Origin of the sequence: Flavobacterium erciyesense, from assembly GCF_018069925.1 — a bacterium.
Lineage (GTDB): Bacteria > Bacteroidota > Bacteroidia > Flavobacteriales > Flavobacteriaceae > Flavobacterium > Flavobacterium erciyesense.
This window is the reverse complement of sequence record NZ_JAGPXB010000018.1, coordinates 1-17,690: the sequence shown is the minus strand read 5'-3', so window position 1 is coordinate 17,690 and position 17,690 is coordinate 1. Positions and strand designations below refer to the sequence as shown.

Sequence of the window (17,690 nt, the reverse complement as noted above, 5' to 3'; positions counted from 1 at the left end):
TTAATTTTTTTCGGTGGTGTGGTAATTGGGCAGGGTGAAAACGAAAGTCGCTCCTTCTTGCTGCTCCTTTTCGGCCCAAATAGTTCCTTTATGGTGTTCGATAATTTGTTTGCAAATAGCTAATCCTAATCCACTACCAATTGGTTTTTTAATATTTTGATTTCGGGATTGATAAAATTTGTCAAATATTGCATCGGCATCTTCAGCAGCAATCGATTTGCCATTGTTGTTCATTTTTACTTCAACATGTTCCTCTTTTTCTTCTATCGAAATGGTTATTTTACCATTGGTGGTAGCACAAAATTTAATGGCATTCGATAATAAATTATGTACCACTTGCACAATGCGTTCTTCATCGTAAAAAGCTTTAATCTCTGAGTTAGCGGCATTAAATTCTATCGCAATGTTTTTGTTTTTAAGTAATTGATTGACTGAGTTAATGGTTTTTGAAATGGTTTTTGATAAGTTGTTTTTTGACAAATAGATTTTTTGCTTGCCCGTTTCAAACTTTTCTAAATCTAATATTTTATCAATTAAGCGGTTTAATCTATCCGACTCCGAGATGATATTTTGCAAAAATTGCTTGCGTAATTCTTCTGGAAGTTCGTCATCGTCATGCAAAATTTCGCTTGCAGCCCGAATGGCAGTAATTGGCGTACGCAATTCGTGTGTTACGGTGTCTAAAAATTCATCTTTTTGAATGTCTTTGTTGACGAGTTCTTGATTGGCTGTTTTAAGTTGTTCTGAAATGATTTTCAGTTCATTGGATGTGTCAGTTAGTTTTTTATTGATAATGATGTTTTCTTTTGACTCTTCGAGGATGCGTAAAACTTCGGGTAAACTGATTTTATCTTCTTTCACCACACTCGAAATTAGTATTTTGGCAGACGCTGTCCCGATGTGTCCGGTAAGTAAATTTTCGGCAAATTTGATAAAACGGGCATCGGCAGTGGTTACATCTTTATCGATATTGTACTTTAAGTTAAAAATGGTTAAGGCACGTTTGGTTCGGTCTTCGCCAAGGAATCGTTGTAACACTTTTTGAATATCGCTGATGTATGCGGTTCCTTTCCAAACAAATGCATTTTCGTGATTGGTAATGTATTTGTCAATATCTACAAACATTTCTGCATAATTGCGTTCTCGGTAATTGCCTTTAAAACTTACAGAAACTGCGGCGTAACTCAAAATATTAACTAGTAAGCTCCAGAAAAAAGCATGCGGAATCGGGTCTAAATAATCCAATCCAAAAAGTTGAAATGGTTTTAAAAGCGTGATTCCCCACGGACCTGCTTGAATAAAAAGACTAGTCGATTTTGTAATTCCAATTGCGTAAGGAATAAGTAAGGTGTAAAAACAAGTCAGAAAGCCTAATACAATTCCTGTTACAGCACCATTTTTAGATCCTCTTTTCCAGAAAATAGCTCCAAAAAAGGAAGGTGCCAGTTGCGCAATCACTACGAAAGCAACAAGACCGATGGAAACCAATGAATAATCTAGAATGAAGATGCGATAAATGGCATACGCCAAAATGATCAGCATAAAGATGCCTATTTTTCGGCTGTTTACGATGCGTTTGTTGTTTTTTTGCTGCGAAGCATTTTCTAGTGAACCGATAAAACCGTACGGAATTAACAAATTGTTACTTAACATCGTAGCTAAGGCAATTGACGAAACAATAATCATGGATATTGCAGCTGAGAAACCTCCTAAAAAAACCATAACGGTTAAAGTGGTATTGTCAAAAAATTGCGGAATTAACAATGAATACGTGTCAGAGTTCAGGCCTTGTCCTTCAAAAAGTATGTTGCCTCCCCAAGCTATCGGGAATACAAAAATGTTAAAAAGTAACAAGTACAGCGGAAAGAGCCACACGGCCGTGCGAACATGACTTTCTTTGTTGTTTTCAACAATCGCACTGTGAAATTGACGCGGTAATAAAAAGATAGCAAACATGGATAAAGTACACAGAAAAAACCAATTGATACCATTGGTAATACCGCCGATGGTATTCTTTTTATCAAAGTCTTTGAGTACTGCGGCTTTGGTATAAATATCGTCAAAGCCATCAAACACGAAATAAGTTACATACAAACCAACGATTAAGAAAAAAACGAGTTTCAAAATTGATTCCATCGCAACGGCAGTAATCATACCACGTCTTTTTTCAGATGCATCTACATATTTTGTTCCATAATACGAAGCAAATAAGGCTAAGGCAAGGCACACGTAGGTCGTGGTGTCTGTAAAAATATTGTCAGTTGCATCGGTTTGGGTAACAATATGAAAAGTATCCGAAATAGATTTTAGCTGTAAAGAGATGTAAGGCAAAATGCCCACGATACAAATTAGAGTTACTAACGCGCCTAAAAAGCGGCTGTTGCCATACCGCAACGAGATAAAATCGGCAATACTCGATATTTTATTGACTCTGGATATGCGGATAATTTTTTTTAGGATAATAATCCAAGTTGGAATCACGAGTATCGGTCCTACATAAATGGGTAAATAACCTAATCCTGATTCGGCTGCTACGCCAATGCTGCCATAGTAGGTCCATGCGGTACAATAAACAGCTAATGAAAAAGAGTAAACGTAAGGATTATTGGTCCATTTAGAATGGTTCCTTTTTTCAGACCAATAGGCAATAAAAAAAAGAATTGACAAATAGAGCGCTAGTATCAGTAAAAGTTCAATGCTATTCATAATACCTTTTGATAATTAAAAATGAAATAGCAATAGAAAATAGCCACACCGAAAAAATGTAAATGTAGATAATAGGAAATCCAAATAAGGCTTTGGAGCTATCAAACAATAACAACAAAGGAATATTCAATGCCGCTAATATCAGCATAGAAAGGATAACCAATTTTTGTTCGTGTCTTTTTTTCATTTTTACTTGGTGTTATAGCTTTGGTTTTGAAAGGTTTATTTGCCGTGTTGCTAAGGTAACTTGACCGTTCAAAGTATAAAACAAGCAATCTCCACATGAAGATGTAGAGATTGCAAGTTTTTGCAAAAAATTTATTTAATTTTTTTGATCGTCATAATCACCCATAATCGAGTAATACCCAAATGTAACTAATCCGGCAACGATAAGAGGCAATAAAATAAAGAAGATGATAATTCCAAAAACTAAATCGTCTTGCTTACCCGATGATAGTTTTCCTCCAAAGATATCAACACAATAATATGCTGTAGCCAACGCTAATAATATCCAAACGAAACCTAATATTTTTTTAATTGAATTCATAGTTCTCTATTTTAGTCGTGAAGTGTATTGTTTTTTCTGTCGATATAGATCATTCCAATTACGAAACAAACTGCTGCAATGCCTATTGGATACCATAAGCCTTCTAAATAAAATTCAGGATTACCACCATCTTTAGCGGAAGTTACAAAATAAGTAGAAATGGCTGGTAGTAGTCCACCGAAAATACCATTTCCAACATGGTAAGGCAATGACATTGAAGTGTATCGAATTTTTACTGGGAACATTTCAACAAGGAAAGCTGCAATCGGTCCATAAACCATCGTAACAAAGATAACTTGAATGAAAACTAGAAAAACTAACATCCATTTATCACTTTCATTAATTGTTTTGGTGATTTTGGTTTCGATTTTATCTTTCCCTTTATCGTCTACCATTAGTTTTCCAGCCTCGAAGTGTTTGGTTTTAATTTCTTCTACCGCTGTGCCATCTGTGAACGTTTTGGTAGTCGTATAAATAGAATCCATTTTAGTAGCATCTACTTCTTTAATAGATGGAACTACTTTTGTATTAGCAACAACTTCTGTTTTTAAAGTTAAGTCTGTTGTGGTATACATTTGCTTGTAAATCGGTCTGTAAGCTAAAAGAGCAATTAACATTCCTCCCATCATAATGTATTTTCGACCTACTTTATCACTCAACCAACCAAAGAACACGAAGAATGGAGTTCCTAAAATTAAGGCAATTCCTAGCAACATATCTACTTGAGAAGAATCAATAAATTGTACTGTTTTCAAGAAGTTCATGGCATAAAACTGACCGGTGTACCAAACAACCCCTTGTCCCATAGTGGCTCCAAATAAAGCAAGAAGAACAAATTTCAAATTGTAACGATTGCCAAAGCTTTCTTTTAGTGGGTTTGTTGATGTTTTTCCTTCCGCTTTTGTTTTAGCAAAAACAGGTGATTCGTCCATGTTTTTACGAATCAAGTACGATACGAAAACCATTAAAATAGAAACCCAAAATGGTACTCTCCAACCCCAATCATCAAATGCTTCTTTCGAAAGTGCACTTTTTGTAATTAAAATCACCATTAACGAAATGAATAAACCTACAGTTGCAGTGGTTTGAATCCAAGAGGTCCAATAGCCTTTTTCGCCAGCAGGTGCATGTTCTGCTACATAAGTTGCAGCTCCACCATATTCACCACCCAAGGCTAAACCTTGTAATAAACGTAATATTAGTACTAAAATTGGTGCGGCATAACCAATAGTTTCATAACTCGGAATACAACCAATGACAAAAGTAGCGCCACCCATTAACATTAGCGTGACCATGAAGGTATATTTCCTTCCGATTAAATCTCCTAATCTACCGAAGAATAATGCTCCGAAAGGACGCACCACAAAACCAGCAGCAAAAGTGGCTAAAGTGGATAAGAAAGCTGCAGTTGGATTATCCGATGGAAAGAATTTTGTAGATAATACTACAGCTAAACTCCCAAAAATGTAAAAGTCGTACCATTCGATCATGGTTCCCATTGAAGAAGCAGAAATGACTTTCCAGATTCCTTTTGTTGATTTTGTACTCATATGATGTGTATTAAAGATGTTTTATAAATAAATTTGAAGTTGTACTACAAAGTCACCTAAAGATCCTGATCGATTGGTAAGTGAAGTATATACAGGTCTAGTAGAATATTGAGCTGTAATTTTGGCGTGGTGTCCGTCTAAGAAAAAGTTAGATCCAATGTCAAATTGTGTGCTTGACTGTGCCAACGCGTCAAAATCTTTATAGGTAACTGCCCCAAAAGGTTGAATTCTTACTTTAGGTTTCACCTCTTTGTTTGGTAATAAAAAACCAGCTTGTGTGTACCAAATGGTACCAGATCCAATTGTTGGTTGCGCGGTTCCAGCTCCAGCAATAGCTCTATTTCCTGTAAAATTAGGATCAACACTTCCAATGTTCATGATTCCTACGTTACGAAGGTAATTTGGTCCAAAATCATAGTCGTATAAAACGCTGTAGGCAGTAACCGCCATTTTCTTTTCTTTTTTCCCAACTGGTAAATCCATAAACGCATCCGCAGATAATAGCGTAATGTCGTGCTTGTTGATGTTGTTATTTACAGAAGTTCTTGTAGCATCAGGAGCGGTATAAAAACCAGCACCCAAATTAAATACTTTTTTAGTGCCCAAATAACTTCCTACTTTAAATGGTAATACATTAGCTTCTTGATCTAAAAATTGATACTCTAAGTATCCTGCTTTAGACCATTTGGTTATGCCGCTATTGTCTACCGCAACCGCATTTGCAGCATTAGTGGTATTTACAGGAGCAAGGTTTGTTGCATAAGGTTTGTTGTAACTTAAGCGGTACTCTAGTTTTCCGTACTTACCTTTGGCAAATAGACCTACTTGTCGTGCAAATTGATCTGAGTTTTCAATCAAAGGCCAGTTGAAAATAGGAGCATCGATGGTAAGGAAGTTCAGTGTAGATCCCATCGTCATTCTAGAAAGGCCCATATAATAATGAAGTCCAGCACCTAATGACATACTGAATTTTTTATCTTTTTCAGGAAGTACAACTGCGTATTCATTCCAGGCATCATGAAAAAACAGACCTGGTTTTTTACCAGCGCCGTAAGCTCCAGTTCCAGAACTACCTGCTGCTCCACCATTGGTAAAAGTTTGGTTGTTAATACCAAAATGAGTTAAAATCATGTAGCGTTTTGAGATTTGGGCGTAAGCCAAAAAACGAAGTCTTCGATTTCCTATATCGGTAGCAGTTGAGGTTGGTTCGCCATTGATCATGGTTCCCGGATTCATCTCAGAGGAGCGCATCCAAATTTGGTTCCAAGCAATTACTCGCATGAATTTAGAACCGTCTTCGTTCAGATTGAATTTCAGACCGCCTCCGTATTCTGTTGAGCCTTGAGAAAAACCTTTTAGCGATAGTAAGAGTACTGCGGCTGAAAAAAATATTTTTTTCATAATGAGAAGGTTGGTTAGTAAATGGTTTGTTAACTGAGTACCAAATTCTAATTTTTTCTCATTAAAAAAAATTTTAATATATATACGTGTAAAGTAGTATAGTTAATCTTTAAAACGCTCCCATTTTATGAGCATGAACTTATCTCCTAATTCAGTAATAATCATTCCTGCGCCTGATAATAACTCCTTGTTTTTTAGGTATTCAATTAGTTCTAAGTGGCTTAAAATTTTGTAAGTAGGGTGATAATTAGCGTGTGAAGGTTTTTTGATATTGAAGGATTTTACCCAATTACTTATGGTAACGTGTGACACACCTATGATTCGCTCGATCTCTCTATAGCTTAATCCTTCTAAATAAAGTTGAAGCGCCTTGGTAACATAATAATCGTCAATTTTCTTACCTAGCTTGTTAACGGTAAAAAAATAAGCGCATTTTTTACATAAATAGCGTTGCTTTTGATTTACAATTCCACTCTTTGTTATCTGATTTCCTTGACATTTTGGACAGGCTAGTAATTCCATGTATATAAAATTTGCATAAATATAGCAAATTAGCACGATTGTAAATTAGAATTATCTAAAAATTATTCTAAAAATTTACACAGACTGTATTTTTATTGGTTTTTTCTTGTGTTATGAGTAAAAAATGGGGATTAGTAAGTATTCGGGATCAATTAGTGATTAATCCTTGTTGAATGTGTATTTCATTGCAATTGCAATTTAATATTTCGTTTTTCGATAAAAAATTGAATGCTTTGAAAAGGAAAGTTTCTACAAAAGTGTTTTTCAAAAAAGTATTAAAAACAAAAAACCCGAATATTTCTATTCGGGTTTTGTGGTACCTCCAGGGATCGAACCAGGGACACATGGATTTTCAGTCCATTGCTCTACCATCTGAGCTAAGGTACCTCGCTGTTGCGGGTGCAAATATAGAAGCTTTTTTAGTTTCTCCAAAACATTTTTTAAAAAAAATCTATTCGTACCTTTGGCTTTCTAAATTTCACAAAATGATACTAGTGGTTGATGTGGGGAATTCGAGAATCAAAGCGGCTGTTTTTGAGGAAGCTACGATTTTAGAGTTTTTTGTCTTTTCGAAAAATGATGCAAAAATAAATTTTGAAAAAATTTTAAATAGATTCAAAAAACTTCAAAATTTGGTGGTTTCTTCGGTTGCAGATCTCGAAAAAGAGTTTTTTTTGACCTTTCAAGATCGAATAAACGTACACTATATTTCTCGCGAAGACGGTTTTCCTTTTCAAAACAATTATGAAACTCCTCAGACTCTTGGCTTAGACAGAATGGTTTTAGCAACAGGAGCAGTGTTGATGCACCCTGCACAAAATAGATTGGTTATTGATGCGGGTACTTGCATTACTTATGATTTTATTGATGCAGCTGATTGTTATTTAGGAGGCGCAATTGCTCCCGGACTGCGTTTACGTTACGAATCTTTACATCACTATACAGCCAAGTTGCCTTTGTTGCCCACCCAAGAGCCTAAAGATTTAATTGGTGGGTCAACGCAGGAAGCCATTCACTCGGGTGTGGTTAATGGTATGATTGCCGAAATTGATGGTACAATTGATGCATATAAAAAACGGTATTCCAATTTTATAATAATTTTAACGGGTGGCGATACAGATTTTTTGGCTAAACGATTAAAAAATACCATATTTGCCAATTCATATTTCCTGCTGGAAAGTCTGAACCAACAATTTCATTATAAAATCAAAAAATGATCAAAAAAATTTTAGTTAGTTTCTGTCTGCTAGTGTCTCTAGTTTCATTGGCTCAAGAGGGAACTTCTTCTCCATACTCGTTTTACGGAATAGGGGATGTGCGATTTAGAGGAACTTTAGAATTTCGTTCTATGGGAGAAATTGCTGTCGAGCAGGACAGTATTCATATGAATTTGCAAAATCCAGCAAGTTATGCACACTTAAAATTAACCACTTTTGCATTAGGTGGTACACAATATACAACCAAACTTAAGTCGGATAGCAACTCAGCAAGCGCCCGAAGAACGGCACTAGATTATTTAGCTGTAGGTTTGCCTTTGGGTAAATTTGGTGTAGGTTTTGGTTTGATTCCGTACTCTTCTGTGGGTTATAAAATTAATTCGGAGTCATCAGATCCAGCTGTAAATAGCCGTCGCTTTGATGGAAAAGGAGGAATGAATAAAGTTTTTTTTGGTTTAGCATACAAAATTACGCCAACATTTAGCATTGGTGCTGATGTGAACTATAATTTCGGGAAAATTGAATCCAATAATTTTGAGTACGTAAATGATGTTGCTATTGGGACTCGAGAGTTGAATACCGCAGATTTGTCAGGGGTTAATTTTAATGCAGGGCTTATGTATCAACGTAAGTTAAATAAAAAATTGTCTCTTTTTAGTAGTGTAACATACAGTTTAGAGAGCACATTAACAGCTCAAAATACACGAAACATTGCAACTGCCTTATACAATTCTAACTTTGACATAGCGATTGTTGATGTTTTAGATGAACAGGTTTCAGAACGAAAACTAAAAATACCAAGCAAGTACGTTGCACAAGTTGGTATTGGTCAAGCTAGAAAATGGCTTTTTGGAGTTGGATATACTATGCAAGATGCGGGATCGTTAGCTAACAGTTACAATGCACTTGCCAATGTATCTTACGAAAAAGCTTCGAAATATACTGTGGGTGGTTACTATATTCCTAATTATAATTCGTTTTCAAGTTACGCAAAACGTATTGTGTACAGAGGTGGTTTTAGATACGAAAATACAGGTTTGGTAATCAATTCTCAAGCGGTGAATGATGCTGCTTTAACATTAGGGGTAGGAATGCCTTTAAGCGGAACGCTTTCTAATATTAATATTGGCTTAGAGTTTGGTCAGCGTGGTACAACCAAATCAAACTTGGTACAAGAAAATTATGCTAATGTTAGCATTGGTTTTTCATTAAACGACCGTTGGTTCCAAAGACGTAAATTCGACTAATAAACTACTGTGCCCAATGGTGCAGCATATCTTATGAACTTATTTTTAAAAAATAGTAGCAAATGGGTGTTGATGAGTGCTGCTATGCTCGTTATTTTTAGTTGTGAAAGCAATTTTAAAGAAGTTCAAAAAATCAACTTTTCAGAATTTGTTCCTAATAGCGATGCCGATGCGGTAGATTTAAAATACACTGACTCGGGCCGAATAACGGCTGTTTTGCTAAGTAAAAAAATGTTAGATTATTCTAGTGTTGATTTTCCTTTTACCGAATTCCCAAAAGGCATTGATGTAACTTTGTTTGATAAAAATCAAAAGAAAACCTTTATCAAGGCAGATTATGCGGTTTCGTATAAACGAACCAACATCATTGATTTACAAGGTAAAGTAAAAATTTATACCGAGCTAGGACAAATGCTTGAAACAGAGCAGTTGTATTATGATCAGAAAAACGAATGGTTTTTTACCGAACGCAAATTTAAATTATCAGATCCTAAAGGCGTTTCTAACGGACAAGGAATTGATTTCAGTAAGGATTTTAAAGTGATCAACTCTCAAAAAATCACTGGCGAATTAGAGTCTAACGAATAAAACCAACTATCATGAAATATTTACAATTTACTCAATACGTATATCTTTTTTTTGCTGCCTATTTAATTTATGATGGTATTACTAAAGTAAATGATCCTTCTTTAGGCTCGCCATGGCTCAGTTTTATGATTGCAGCTCTTGCAGTGTTCATGTTTTTCTTTCGCAGAAAATTTGCTCGTAAATTCGAGGACAGAAATAAAAAAGTCTAAATAAGTGGAGTTTGGTATTATCATATCGTGTTTAATACTAAGCGCTTTTTTTACCGGTATGGAAGCTGCTTTTGTTTCCTCAAACAAAATTTATCTTGAAATTGAAAAAAAGCAAGATAATTTCTTCTCTGCCATACTAAATAAACTTACCGAAAAACCATCTCGTTTTCTCGTAACAATGCTAACAGGTAATGCCATTGCAATTGTTATTTTTGGTGTTAAGTTTAGTCATGCAATTCGATTGTATTGTGAAGAGCAACAATTTAATTTGCCAGCAGTAGTTCTTTTTGGGCTTCAAATTGTTTTAGCTGTTTTGGTTTACGGTTGCACCGCTGGTTGGTTGCCGAAGGTCTTTTTTCAGATATACGCCAACGCATTGATCAAGTTTTTTGCTGTTCCTGCCTATGCTTTCTACTTGTTATTTTCGCCAATAGCTTTTCTTTTAATTTATTTTTCTGATGCTATTTCTAAGTTGGTTTTTAGAAATACGCACGATGGCGGTCCTTTGCTTTTTACCAAAATAGAATTAGGAGACTATATAACTGAGCAAATGAATTCGATTGATGAGGCTGCTGAAATTGACACTGAAATAGTAATTTTTCAAAATGCTTTAGAGTTCTCGGGGGTCAAAGCAAGAGAAGTCATGACGCCAAGAACAGAAATTGTTGCGGTGGAGATTACAGATGATGTGTTTAAATTATTGGATACTTTTATCAAAACTGGCTATTCTAAAATCATGGTTTTTGATGATTCTCTGGATAATTGCTTAGGTTACGTACATTCTTTTGAAATGTTTAAAAAACCAGAGTCGGTTGAATCGGTAATGATTAAAGCGGAGTTTGTTCCTGAAACGATGTTGATTAAAGATGTGCTGAGCTTATTGACAAAAAAACGTAAAAGTATGGCAGTTGTACTTGACGAATACGGCGGAACAGCAGGAGTACTTACTATTGAGGATATTGTAGAAGAGCTTTTTGGTGAAATTGAAGACGAACACGATCTCGACGAACTGCTAATAGAGCAAGATTTAGGAAAAGGAGAATATGTCTTCTCGGCAAGATTAGAAGTAAGTTATTTGAATCAAACGTATAAATTGCAAATTCCTGAGTCGGACGCTTACGAAACCCTTGGCGGATATCTAGTCGATTTTGTAAAGGAAATACCCTTGAAAAACACTGCTATTGCCATCGATAAGTTTCAATTTACCATTGTTGCAGCATCAAATAAGAAAATAGAAATCGTTAAAATGAATGCCCAAGACTGATTTTTATTAGGAAAACAAAAATTCTTGTAAAATAAAACGCTACTAGTATAATTATTAATTAGATAATTGTATTTTCGCAAACTGAATATAAAAATTAACAACAATAAAATGGCAGTTTTACAAAAAATTAGACAACGTTCACTTCTCTTGATACTTGTTATCGGGTTTTGTTTATTAGCATTTATCATAGGTGATATATTCAATAGTGGTGGTTTCAGTAGTACATCAAAAGATGTAGGAAGCATTGATGGAAAAGATATTTCATTCGAAGATTTTAGAGTAAAAGTAAGCAATGTAGAAAAAAGCGGCCAAGGTATTACGTCTACTCAAGCAGCTAACCAAGTGTGGGAGCAAGAAGTATCTATTGCTTTATTGACTTCTGAGTTCGAAAAGTTAGGTTTAAGAGTAGGTGAAAAACATTTGTTAGAGGTTTTAAAGTCAGATCAAAACATCGGTGGAAACCCTTTGTTTTTGAACGCAGCAGGAGCTTTCGATGTTACTAAATTCAAACAATATTTCAAGTCAAATCCAGAACAAGCTCAATTTTTAAAAGATAGAGAAAAAGATGCTGATTTGAATGCTAAGTTTCAAATGTACAACACAATGATTAAAGCTGCTGTGTATACAACTGAAAGCGAAGCAAAGTTGAAATACGAAATGGAGTCAAATAAAGTAAACTTTGCATATGTTGCAGGTTTATACTCTACCATTAAAGATAGTGATGTAAAAATCACCGACGCTGAAATTCAAGATTTCATGGCGAAAAACAAGAAGAAATACAAAGCGGATGAGTCTCGCGAAGTAGATTATGTATTAATTGAAGACAAACCATCTGCAGCTGATGAGGCAGAAGTTAAATCTAGAATTAATGCGTTGTTATCAGGAAGCGTAGTGTACAACCAAACTACTGGTAAAAATGATACTGTTGCAGGGTTCAGAAATACTAAAAATGTAGTTGATTTTGTAAACGCAAATTCTGATGTTCCTTACGACTCAACTTATATTGCTAAAAAAGATTTACCTGCAGTAGATGCTGATAAATTATTCAACCTTGCTCCAGGTGCGGTTTATGGACCTTATACTTTTGGTAAATACTATTGCATTTCTAAATCTTTAGGGATGAAAGCAGGAGTAAATGCAAAAGCAAGTCATATTTTAATTGGTTACGAAGGTTCTCAAACTCCTAGCCAAAAAGAAAAAAGAACTAAAGAGGATGCAAAAGAAAAAGCAGAAGCGCTGTTGGCTCAAGTACAAGCAAATCCTGAAAGTTTCATGATGTTGGCTTTTACTAACTCAGATGATTCTTCAGCACAACAAGGTGGTGATTTAGGAACTTTTGGTCCTGGCCAAATGGTAAAACCATTCAATGATTTTGTTTTCGCAAATCCAATTGGAAAAATAGGTTTGGTAGAAACGCAGTTTGGTTTTCATATCATCAAAGTAACTGACAAGCAAGACGGAATTCGTTTGGCAACAGTAGCTCAAAAAATTGAGCCATCTGAAGCTACATCTGATAAAGTTTTCACACAAGCTACTAAATTAGAAATGGATGCTGCAGGACAAGATTTAGCTAAAGTAGCTAAAGGATTAGGCCTTACAGTTGCACCTGCTGCAAGTGTAAAAGCAATGGATGAAAACTTTGGACCGTTAGGAAACCAAAGATCTATCGTAAGATGGGCTTTTGAAAAAGGAGTAAAAGTTGGTGATGTAAAACGTTTTGAAGTTCCAAATGTTGGTCACGTAATTGCTAAATTGAAAAATATTGACAACTCTGGTTTGATAGCTGTTTCAGTAGCTAGACCATACGTTGAGACAATCTTGAAAAACAAAAAGAAAGCCGAGTTAATCAAAGCTAAAATGACAGGTTCGTCACTTGAAGCTATCGCAAAAGCAGTTGGTGGAACGGTACAACAAGCTACAGGTATTACAATGGAAAATGCGATGTTACCAAACGTAGGGCCAGAACCAAAAGTAGTAGGTAATGCATTTGCTCTAACTGCAAATAAAGTATCTGCTCCTATTGAAGCGAATACTGGTGTTTACGTTGTTAAAAACACGAGTACTGTAAAAGCACCAGCTCTTAAAAACTATGCTGCTTACGTAACAAAGTTAAAAGCACAAAGTGCTGCAGATGCAAACAGAGTAGTACCTGCTTTAAAAGCTAATGCTAAAATTGAAGATAACAGATTAGACTTTAATTACTAGTTCAATCTTTCAGAATATAAAAAACCCGATACTGTTTTGAGTATCGGGTTTTTTGTTTAAGTTAGTTTGTATTGATGTTTCTTATTTCAAAGGATATTTTTATCAGACACAATAACGCAGCGTAGCCTATTGCTGGTCTAAAATCATTTCTTCAAAGGGAATTACTGTATCAAATCCTTTGGCATTAAAATAAGCTGTCGGGTTTGTTGTAGAGGCCGCTAAAACAAAATCGCCACCCCAAGCGCCCAAACTTTTTATTGTTCCTTCAAAGTCGGGAAACAATTGTGCTTGCACGGTTGGAGTTTCTAATATGGCACTCAAATTGTTTTCGTGTTCTCTTAAAACAGTTTCAAAGTCAGCTAGCGTTTTGGCTTGATAAGCTGCTTTTGTCAAATTGTTTGTGGCAGTTATTATTTCTGCTAAGTTCGTTTTTTTGTTTTTTTGATAGGCCTCAATAGCGGTTTTGCTATTCTGCTTTTTATTCAGGTATACAAAATAAAGGTCTTTGGTGAATTCAGGATCAAATTCAATGTGCTTCACTGTTGGTTGTCTTGCTTTTATTTCAAATACAATTGGACAATTGTTTTGAGCGCAACCAATATCATAACCGCTGCCACCAAAGCTGTTTTTTAAGAGTGTGAAGGCATCAATTTGCAGCCACTGCGCAATGTTGTTAATTAAGGTGGAAGAAGTGCCTAAGCCCCAGTTTCTCGGAAAAGTAAGTTCAGTACTCACTTTGTATCCTTCCTCCGTATTTAAAAAATTGGGATTCATTTTATAGCCTTCATGCAATATCTCAATCAATGTGCTTTTTACAGATGAAGTATCGGATGTTTTACCAGATATTATTTCTTCAAATAATACTGTGTCTTCAAACCAAATCGTTCCATCAAAGTCAAAGCTTTTCCATTGAATTTGGTCTTTTTTACCTTCTTCGATGATTAAATTTTGTCCTTGTTTGGTGGGTAGTGCAAAAGCTTGAGCGCCATCAAGAACAAGGTATTCTCCTGTAATCAATAGTTTGCCATTGCTATAAAATGTCTTTTTCATGTGCTTAATATTACCGCTTTTTTTACTTGCAGAATAGTGTGCTTATTGGCGTAAACTTTCGGTGAAAGCTACTACGGCGTTATGTGATATGGTGTTGTTTTCAAAATGTTTTTGAATAACAATACGCTCTTCTTTCGTGGCTTCTAGCTGATTCAAGATATTATTCAAATGCATTTTCATGTGTCCTTCTTGAATTCCTGTTGTGGTTAAAGAGCGCAAGGCAGCAAAATTTTGTGCTAAACCTGCCACGGCCACAATTTGCATCAGTTCAGGAGCTGATGGTTTTTCGAGCATTTCTAGTGATAATTTTACCACAGGATGCAAAGAGGTAAGTCCGCCCACAGTACCTAATGCCAAAGGTACATCAAGCCAAAAAGTGAATATACCGTTCTCTATTTTTGCGTGCGATAAACTACTATATTGACCTTTGCGTGAAGCATAGGCGTGTACACCTGCTTCTACAGCGCGAAAATCGTTTCCTGTTGCAAGGACCACGGCATCAATACCGTTCATAATTCCTTTGTTGTGCGTAACTGCGCGGTAAGGTTCAACCTCCGCAATTTGCACGGCTTGTACAAACTTAGTAGCGAATTCTTGTGCATTCGGTATTTCTTTATCCATCAAATCTTCAATCGGGCATGATACTTCGGCACGAACCAAACAATTGGGTACATAATTTGATAAGATGCTCATTACAACCTCAATTTCACTCTCAGTTTCATTAAAAAGGCTGTAATTCTTGGCTTCTAATTTTAAAGTTTTTGCAAATTGTTCAAGACACGAATTAATAAAATTGGCGCCCATGCTGTCTTTAGTATCAAAGGTGGCATGCAATTGAAAATAGTTTGGTAGCAAGTCGGTTTTGTCTCTTAGTTCAATAGCGGTTATTCCACCACCACGTTTTTGCATGTTGGCGGTGATTGAAGCTGTGGCAATATAAAATTGTTCTTTGATTTGAGCGAAAAACAAATTGAGTTTAGATACTTCGCCTTGGTACAAAAAGTGAACTTGGCCAATTTTTTCAGTATCAATAATAGTGGTTTTAAAACCGCCTCGAGTTGCCCAAAATTTGGCCGCTTTTGAGGCTGCTGCTACTACTGAACTTTCTTCAATAGCCATTGGAATAGTGGTGTATTTATCGTTTATGAGGAAATTTGGTGCTACACCAAGCGGAATATAAAAATTGGTAATGGTGTTTTCTATAAATTCATCATGCAGTTGTTGTACTTTTTCGTCTGTGTTCCAGTAATTTTTCAACAAGGCGATGGCCTCGTTTGGTGTTGAAAAATAGGTGTCGGCAATCCATTTTATTTTTTCTTCTTTGGATAATTTCGAAAATCCACTTATGGCCTTGTTCATTCTCAATTGATTATAATATGATGTCCACAAAGATACATTTTTGACTGTTTTAAAAAGCATCTAAATGAATCCTAATCGTGCTTTATTTTTGAGATTGTTTTTTACATTTAACATATAAAATGGCTCATATTTGTAATTTTTTCACTAAAATTGACGGTTTTTATCTTTAAATATATATTATGTATTCTAAAAAAATTATGGTGTTGTTTTTGTTCGTGTGTTTGAACCTTGTTGCACAGCAAAAAATTACCATCGATGAAATTTACAATGGAACTTTTCGAACGCAAGGAATGGACGAATTGCAGTCCCTAAAAAATACCAATCAATACACCGTTTTGAATGCAGATAGGGCTAGCCGAAGCATGCAAATTGATCTATATGATTTTGCAACACTCAAAAAAGTATCTACACTTATTGATACAAAAGGGTACAAAGAATTAGCAAATGGTATTGACAGTTATACTTTTGACGCAAGTGAAAAATTGATTCTTTTGGCTTGTAATAGCAATGCAATTTTTCGTCATTCATTCACAGCAGATTATTATTTATATGACACAACTACTAAAAAGTTAACTACTTTGTTTGGTTTTCAGTTACAAGAGCCTACTTTTTCGCCTGACGGAAAAAAAATAGCGTACGCTCGTGACAATAATTTATTTGTTTACGATGTTGCGACTGCGACAAGTACAGCAATAACTACTGATGGTGTAAAAAATAGTATTATCAATGGTATTACCGACTGGGTTTACGAAGAAGAATTTGCTTTTGTAAGAGCTTTTGATTGGAGCGCCGATAGTAAAAAAGTAGCGTTTATTCGTTTTGATGAAAGCGCAGTTCCTGAATTTTCAATGTCAATGTTTGGTAAAGAGTTGTATCCATTCATGCAAACTTTCAAATATCCAAAAGCTGGAGAGAAAAATGCAACTGTATCTTTGCACGTGTATGATGTTGCCACAAAAGCTAAAAAAGATATCGACTTAAAAAATTACAATGATTTTTATATTGCTCGTTTAAAATGGTCAACAGATGCCAATGTATTATCAGCACAAGTTTTAAACCGTCATCAAGATAATTTAGATTTACTTTTTATTGACGGAAATACAGGTGCCGTAAAAGTAGCTTTAAACGAAAAAGACAAGGCGTATGTTGATGTAACTGATAATTTAACTTTCTTAAAAGACAACAGTTTTATTTGGACCTCAGAAAAAGACGGTTTCAATCATATTTACTGGTACGATAAAAACGGAAAGTTAAAAAATCAAGTGACTAAAGGCAAGTGGGAAGTAACCAGCTACTATGGTCTTGATGAAAAAACAAAAACTATTTTCTACCAATCGGTAGAGAATGGTTCTATTAACAGAGATGTGTACCGCATAGGTTTAGATGGGAAAAATAAAGTGCGTTTATCACAAGCAACAGGTACTACAAGAGCTACTTTTAGCCCGAACTTTCAATACTTCATCAGTACTTTTTCAAGTGCAACCGTACCAACAAAATACACTTTGAACGAGTCAAAAGTGGGTAAAGAAATTCAAGTAATTCAAAGTAACGAAGGACTTTCAAAACGTCTAGAAGCTTACAACTTACCAACTAAAGAATTTTTTGTTTTAAAAACAGCTAAAGGTAATGAGCTGAATGCGTGGATGATTAAGCCAAAAGATTTTGACCCTGCAAAAAAATATCCAGTATTTATGTACCAGTACTCTGGTCCAGGTTCACAACAAGTAAACAATGATTGGAATGGCACAGATGATTATTGGTTCATGATGTTGTCACAGCAAGGTTATATTGTAGCTTGTGTTGACGGACGTGGAACCGGTTTTAA

General features: G+C 35.3%; 15 protein-coding genes and 1 tRNA gene. 7 read left to right on the top strand and 9 right to left on the bottom strand.

Features of this window, described 5'->3' with window-relative positions; all coding sequences use genetic code 11:
* The 7 genes from KBJ98_RS14190 to KBJ98_RS14160 form a co-directional block, all read right to left on the bottom strand.
* The gene (locus KBJ98_RS14190; RefSeq protein ID WP_210791623.1) at positions 1-2,706 is read right to left on the bottom strand and encodes a sensor histidine kinase; all 2,706 of its coding nucleotides are present in this window, start codon (positions 2,704-2,706) and stop codon (positions 1-3) included.
* Positions 2,699-2,893 carry a hypothetical protein gene (locus KBJ98_RS14185; RefSeq protein ID WP_166135906.1) on the bottom strand — a complete coding sequence of 65 codons (195 nt, stop codon included), beginning with the start codon at positions 2,891-2,893 and terminating at the stop codon, positions 2,699-2,701. Before KBJ98_RS14185 ends, KBJ98_RS14190 begins: the two co-directional genes overlap by 8 nt.
* 135 nt (positions 2,894-3,028) lie before the next feature.
* On the bottom strand, positions 3,029-3,253 hold the full coding sequence (locus KBJ98_RS14180) for a DUF6814 family protein (protein WP_166135909.1): 225 nt from the start codon (positions 3,251-3,253) through the stop codon (positions 3,029-3,031).
* Positions 3,254-3,264: 11 nt separating this feature from the next.
* Positions 3,265-4,803 carry an MFS transporter gene (locus tag KBJ98_RS14175; RefSeq protein WP_210791622.1) on the bottom strand — a complete coding sequence of 513 codons (1,539 nt, stop codon included), beginning with the start codon at positions 4,801-4,803 and terminating at the stop codon, positions 3,265-3,267.
* Between the two features lie 21 nt (positions 4,804-4,824).
* Complete coding sequence (locus tag KBJ98_RS14170) at positions 4,825-6,204, bottom strand: porin (RefSeq protein ID WP_210791621.1); 1,380 nt, start codon at positions 6,202-6,204, stop codon at positions 4,825-4,827.
* Between the two features lie 102 nt (positions 6,205-6,306).
* Positions 6,307-6,726 (bottom strand): transposase-like zinc-binding domain-containing protein, encoded by a 420-nt coding sequence (locus KBJ98_RS14165; protein ID WP_166135918.1) that lies wholly within the window; start codon positions 6,724-6,726, stop codon positions 6,307-6,309.
* Between the two features lie 314 nt (positions 6,727-7,040).
* Positions 7,041-7,113: transfer RNA gene (locus tag KBJ98_RS14160), tRNA-Phe, on the bottom strand.
* A gap of 98 nt (positions 7,114-7,211) precedes the next feature.
* Here KBJ98_RS14160 and KBJ98_RS14155 point away from each other — a divergent pair.
* The 6 genes from KBJ98_RS14155 (at position 7,212) to KBJ98_RS14130 (ending at position 13,456) form a co-directional block, all read left to right on the top strand.
* On the top strand, positions 7,212-7,943 hold the full coding sequence (locus tag KBJ98_RS14155; protein ID WP_210791620.1) for a type III pantothenate kinase: 732 nt from the start codon (positions 7,212-7,214) through the stop codon (positions 7,941-7,943).
* Positions 7,940-9,190 (top strand): porin family protein, encoded by a 1,251-nt coding sequence (locus tag KBJ98_RS14150; protein WP_210791618.1) that lies wholly within the window; start codon positions 7,940-7,942, stop codon positions 9,188-9,190. The genes KBJ98_RS14155 and KBJ98_RS14150 overlap by 4 nt, the downstream gene beginning before the upstream one ends.
* 72 nt (positions 9,191-9,262) lie before the next feature.
* Positions 9,263-9,778: an LPS export ABC transporter periplasmic protein LptC gene (lptC, locus tag KBJ98_RS14145; protein ID WP_394369383.1), complete on the top strand. Its 516-nt coding sequence runs from the start codon at positions 9,263-9,265 to the stop codon at positions 9,776-9,778.
* Between the two features lie 11 nt (positions 9,779-9,789).
* Positions 9,790-9,987, top strand: coding sequence for a hypothetical protein (locus tag KBJ98_RS14140; protein ID WP_210791615.1), 198 nt, complete (start codon positions 9,790-9,792; stop codon positions 9,985-9,987).
* 4 nt (positions 9,988-9,991) lie between these two features.
* Positions 9,992-11,251, top strand: a complete 1,260-nt coding sequence (locus KBJ98_RS14135; protein WP_210791612.1) for a hemolysin family protein — start codon at positions 9,992-9,994, stop codon at positions 11,249-11,251.
* A 108-nt stretch (positions 11,252-11,359) separates the two neighbouring features.
* Entirely contained in the window at positions 11,360-13,456 is a 2,097-nt protein-coding gene (locus KBJ98_RS14130) for a peptidylprolyl isomerase (protein ID WP_210791610.1), read from the top strand.
* Between the two features lie 126 nt (positions 13,457-13,582).
* Here KBJ98_RS14130 and KBJ98_RS14125 read toward each other — a convergent pair whose 3' ends face one another.
* A complete protein-coding gene (locus KBJ98_RS14125) occupies positions 13,583-14,506 on the bottom strand; it encodes a GYDIA family GHMP kinase (protein ID WP_210791608.1) in 924 nt (307 codons plus the stop codon).
* 42 nt (positions 14,507-14,548) lie between these two features.
* Positions 14,549-15,865, bottom strand: a complete 1,317-nt coding sequence (locus tag KBJ98_RS14120; RefSeq protein WP_210791606.1) for a hydroxymethylglutaryl-CoA reductase, degradative — start codon at positions 15,863-15,865, stop codon at positions 14,549-14,551.
* Positions 15,866-16,044: 179 nt separating this feature from the next.
* On the opposite strand from KBJ98_RS14120, the gene KBJ98_RS14115 reads away from it, so the two are divergent.
* On the top strand, positions 16,045-17,690 hold a 1,646-nt coding region (locus KBJ98_RS14115), incomplete at its 3' end, for a S9 family peptidase (protein ID WP_210791604.1).

Coding starts and splice junctions, on each gene's coding strand:
- KBJ98_RS14190 (WP_210791623.1), bottom strand. CDS start 2,706: ATGAATAGCATTGAACTTTTACTGATACTAGCGCTCTATTTGTCAATT.
- KBJ98_RS14185 (WP_166135906.1), bottom strand. CDS start 2,893: ATGAAAAAAAGACACGAACAAAAATTGGTTATCCTTTCTATGCTGATA.
- KBJ98_RS14180 (WP_166135909.1), bottom strand. CDS start 3,253: ATGAATTCAATTAAAAAAATATTAGGTTTCGTTTGGATATTATTAGCG.
- KBJ98_RS14175 (WP_210791622.1), bottom strand. CDS start 4,803: ATGAGTACAAAATCAACAAAAGGAATCTGGAAAGTCATTTCTGCTTCT.
- KBJ98_RS14170 (WP_210791621.1), bottom strand. CDS start 6,204: ATGAAAAAAATATTTTTTTCAGCCGCAGTACTCTTACTATCGCTAAAA.
- KBJ98_RS14165 (WP_166135918.1), bottom strand. CDS start 6,726: ATGGAATTACTAGCCTGTCCAAAATGTCAAGGAAATCAGATAACAAAG.
- KBJ98_RS14155 (WP_210791620.1), top strand. CDS start 7,212: ATGATACTAGTGGTTGATGTGGGGAATTCGAGAATCAAAGCGGCTGTT.
- KBJ98_RS14150 (WP_210791618.1), top strand. CDS start 7,940: ATGATCAAAAAAATTTTAGTTAGTTTCTGTCTGCTAGTGTCTCTAGTT.
- lptC (WP_394369383.1), top strand. CDS start 9,263: ATGAGTGCTGCTATGCTCGTTATTTTTAGTTGTGAAAGCAATTTTAAA.
- KBJ98_RS14140 (WP_210791615.1), top strand. CDS start 9,790: ATGAAATATTTACAATTTACTCAATACGTATATCTTTTTTTTGCTGCC.
- KBJ98_RS14130 (WP_210791610.1), top strand. CDS start 11,360: ATGGCAGTTTTACAAAAAATTAGACAACGTTCACTTCTCTTGATACTT.
- KBJ98_RS14125 (WP_210791608.1), bottom strand. CDS start 14,506: ATGAAAAAGACATTTTATAGCAATGGCAAACTATTGATTACAGGAGAA.
- KBJ98_RS14120 (WP_210791606.1), bottom strand. CDS start 15,865: ATGAACAAGGCCATAAGTGGATTTTCGAAATTATCCAAAGAAGAAAAA.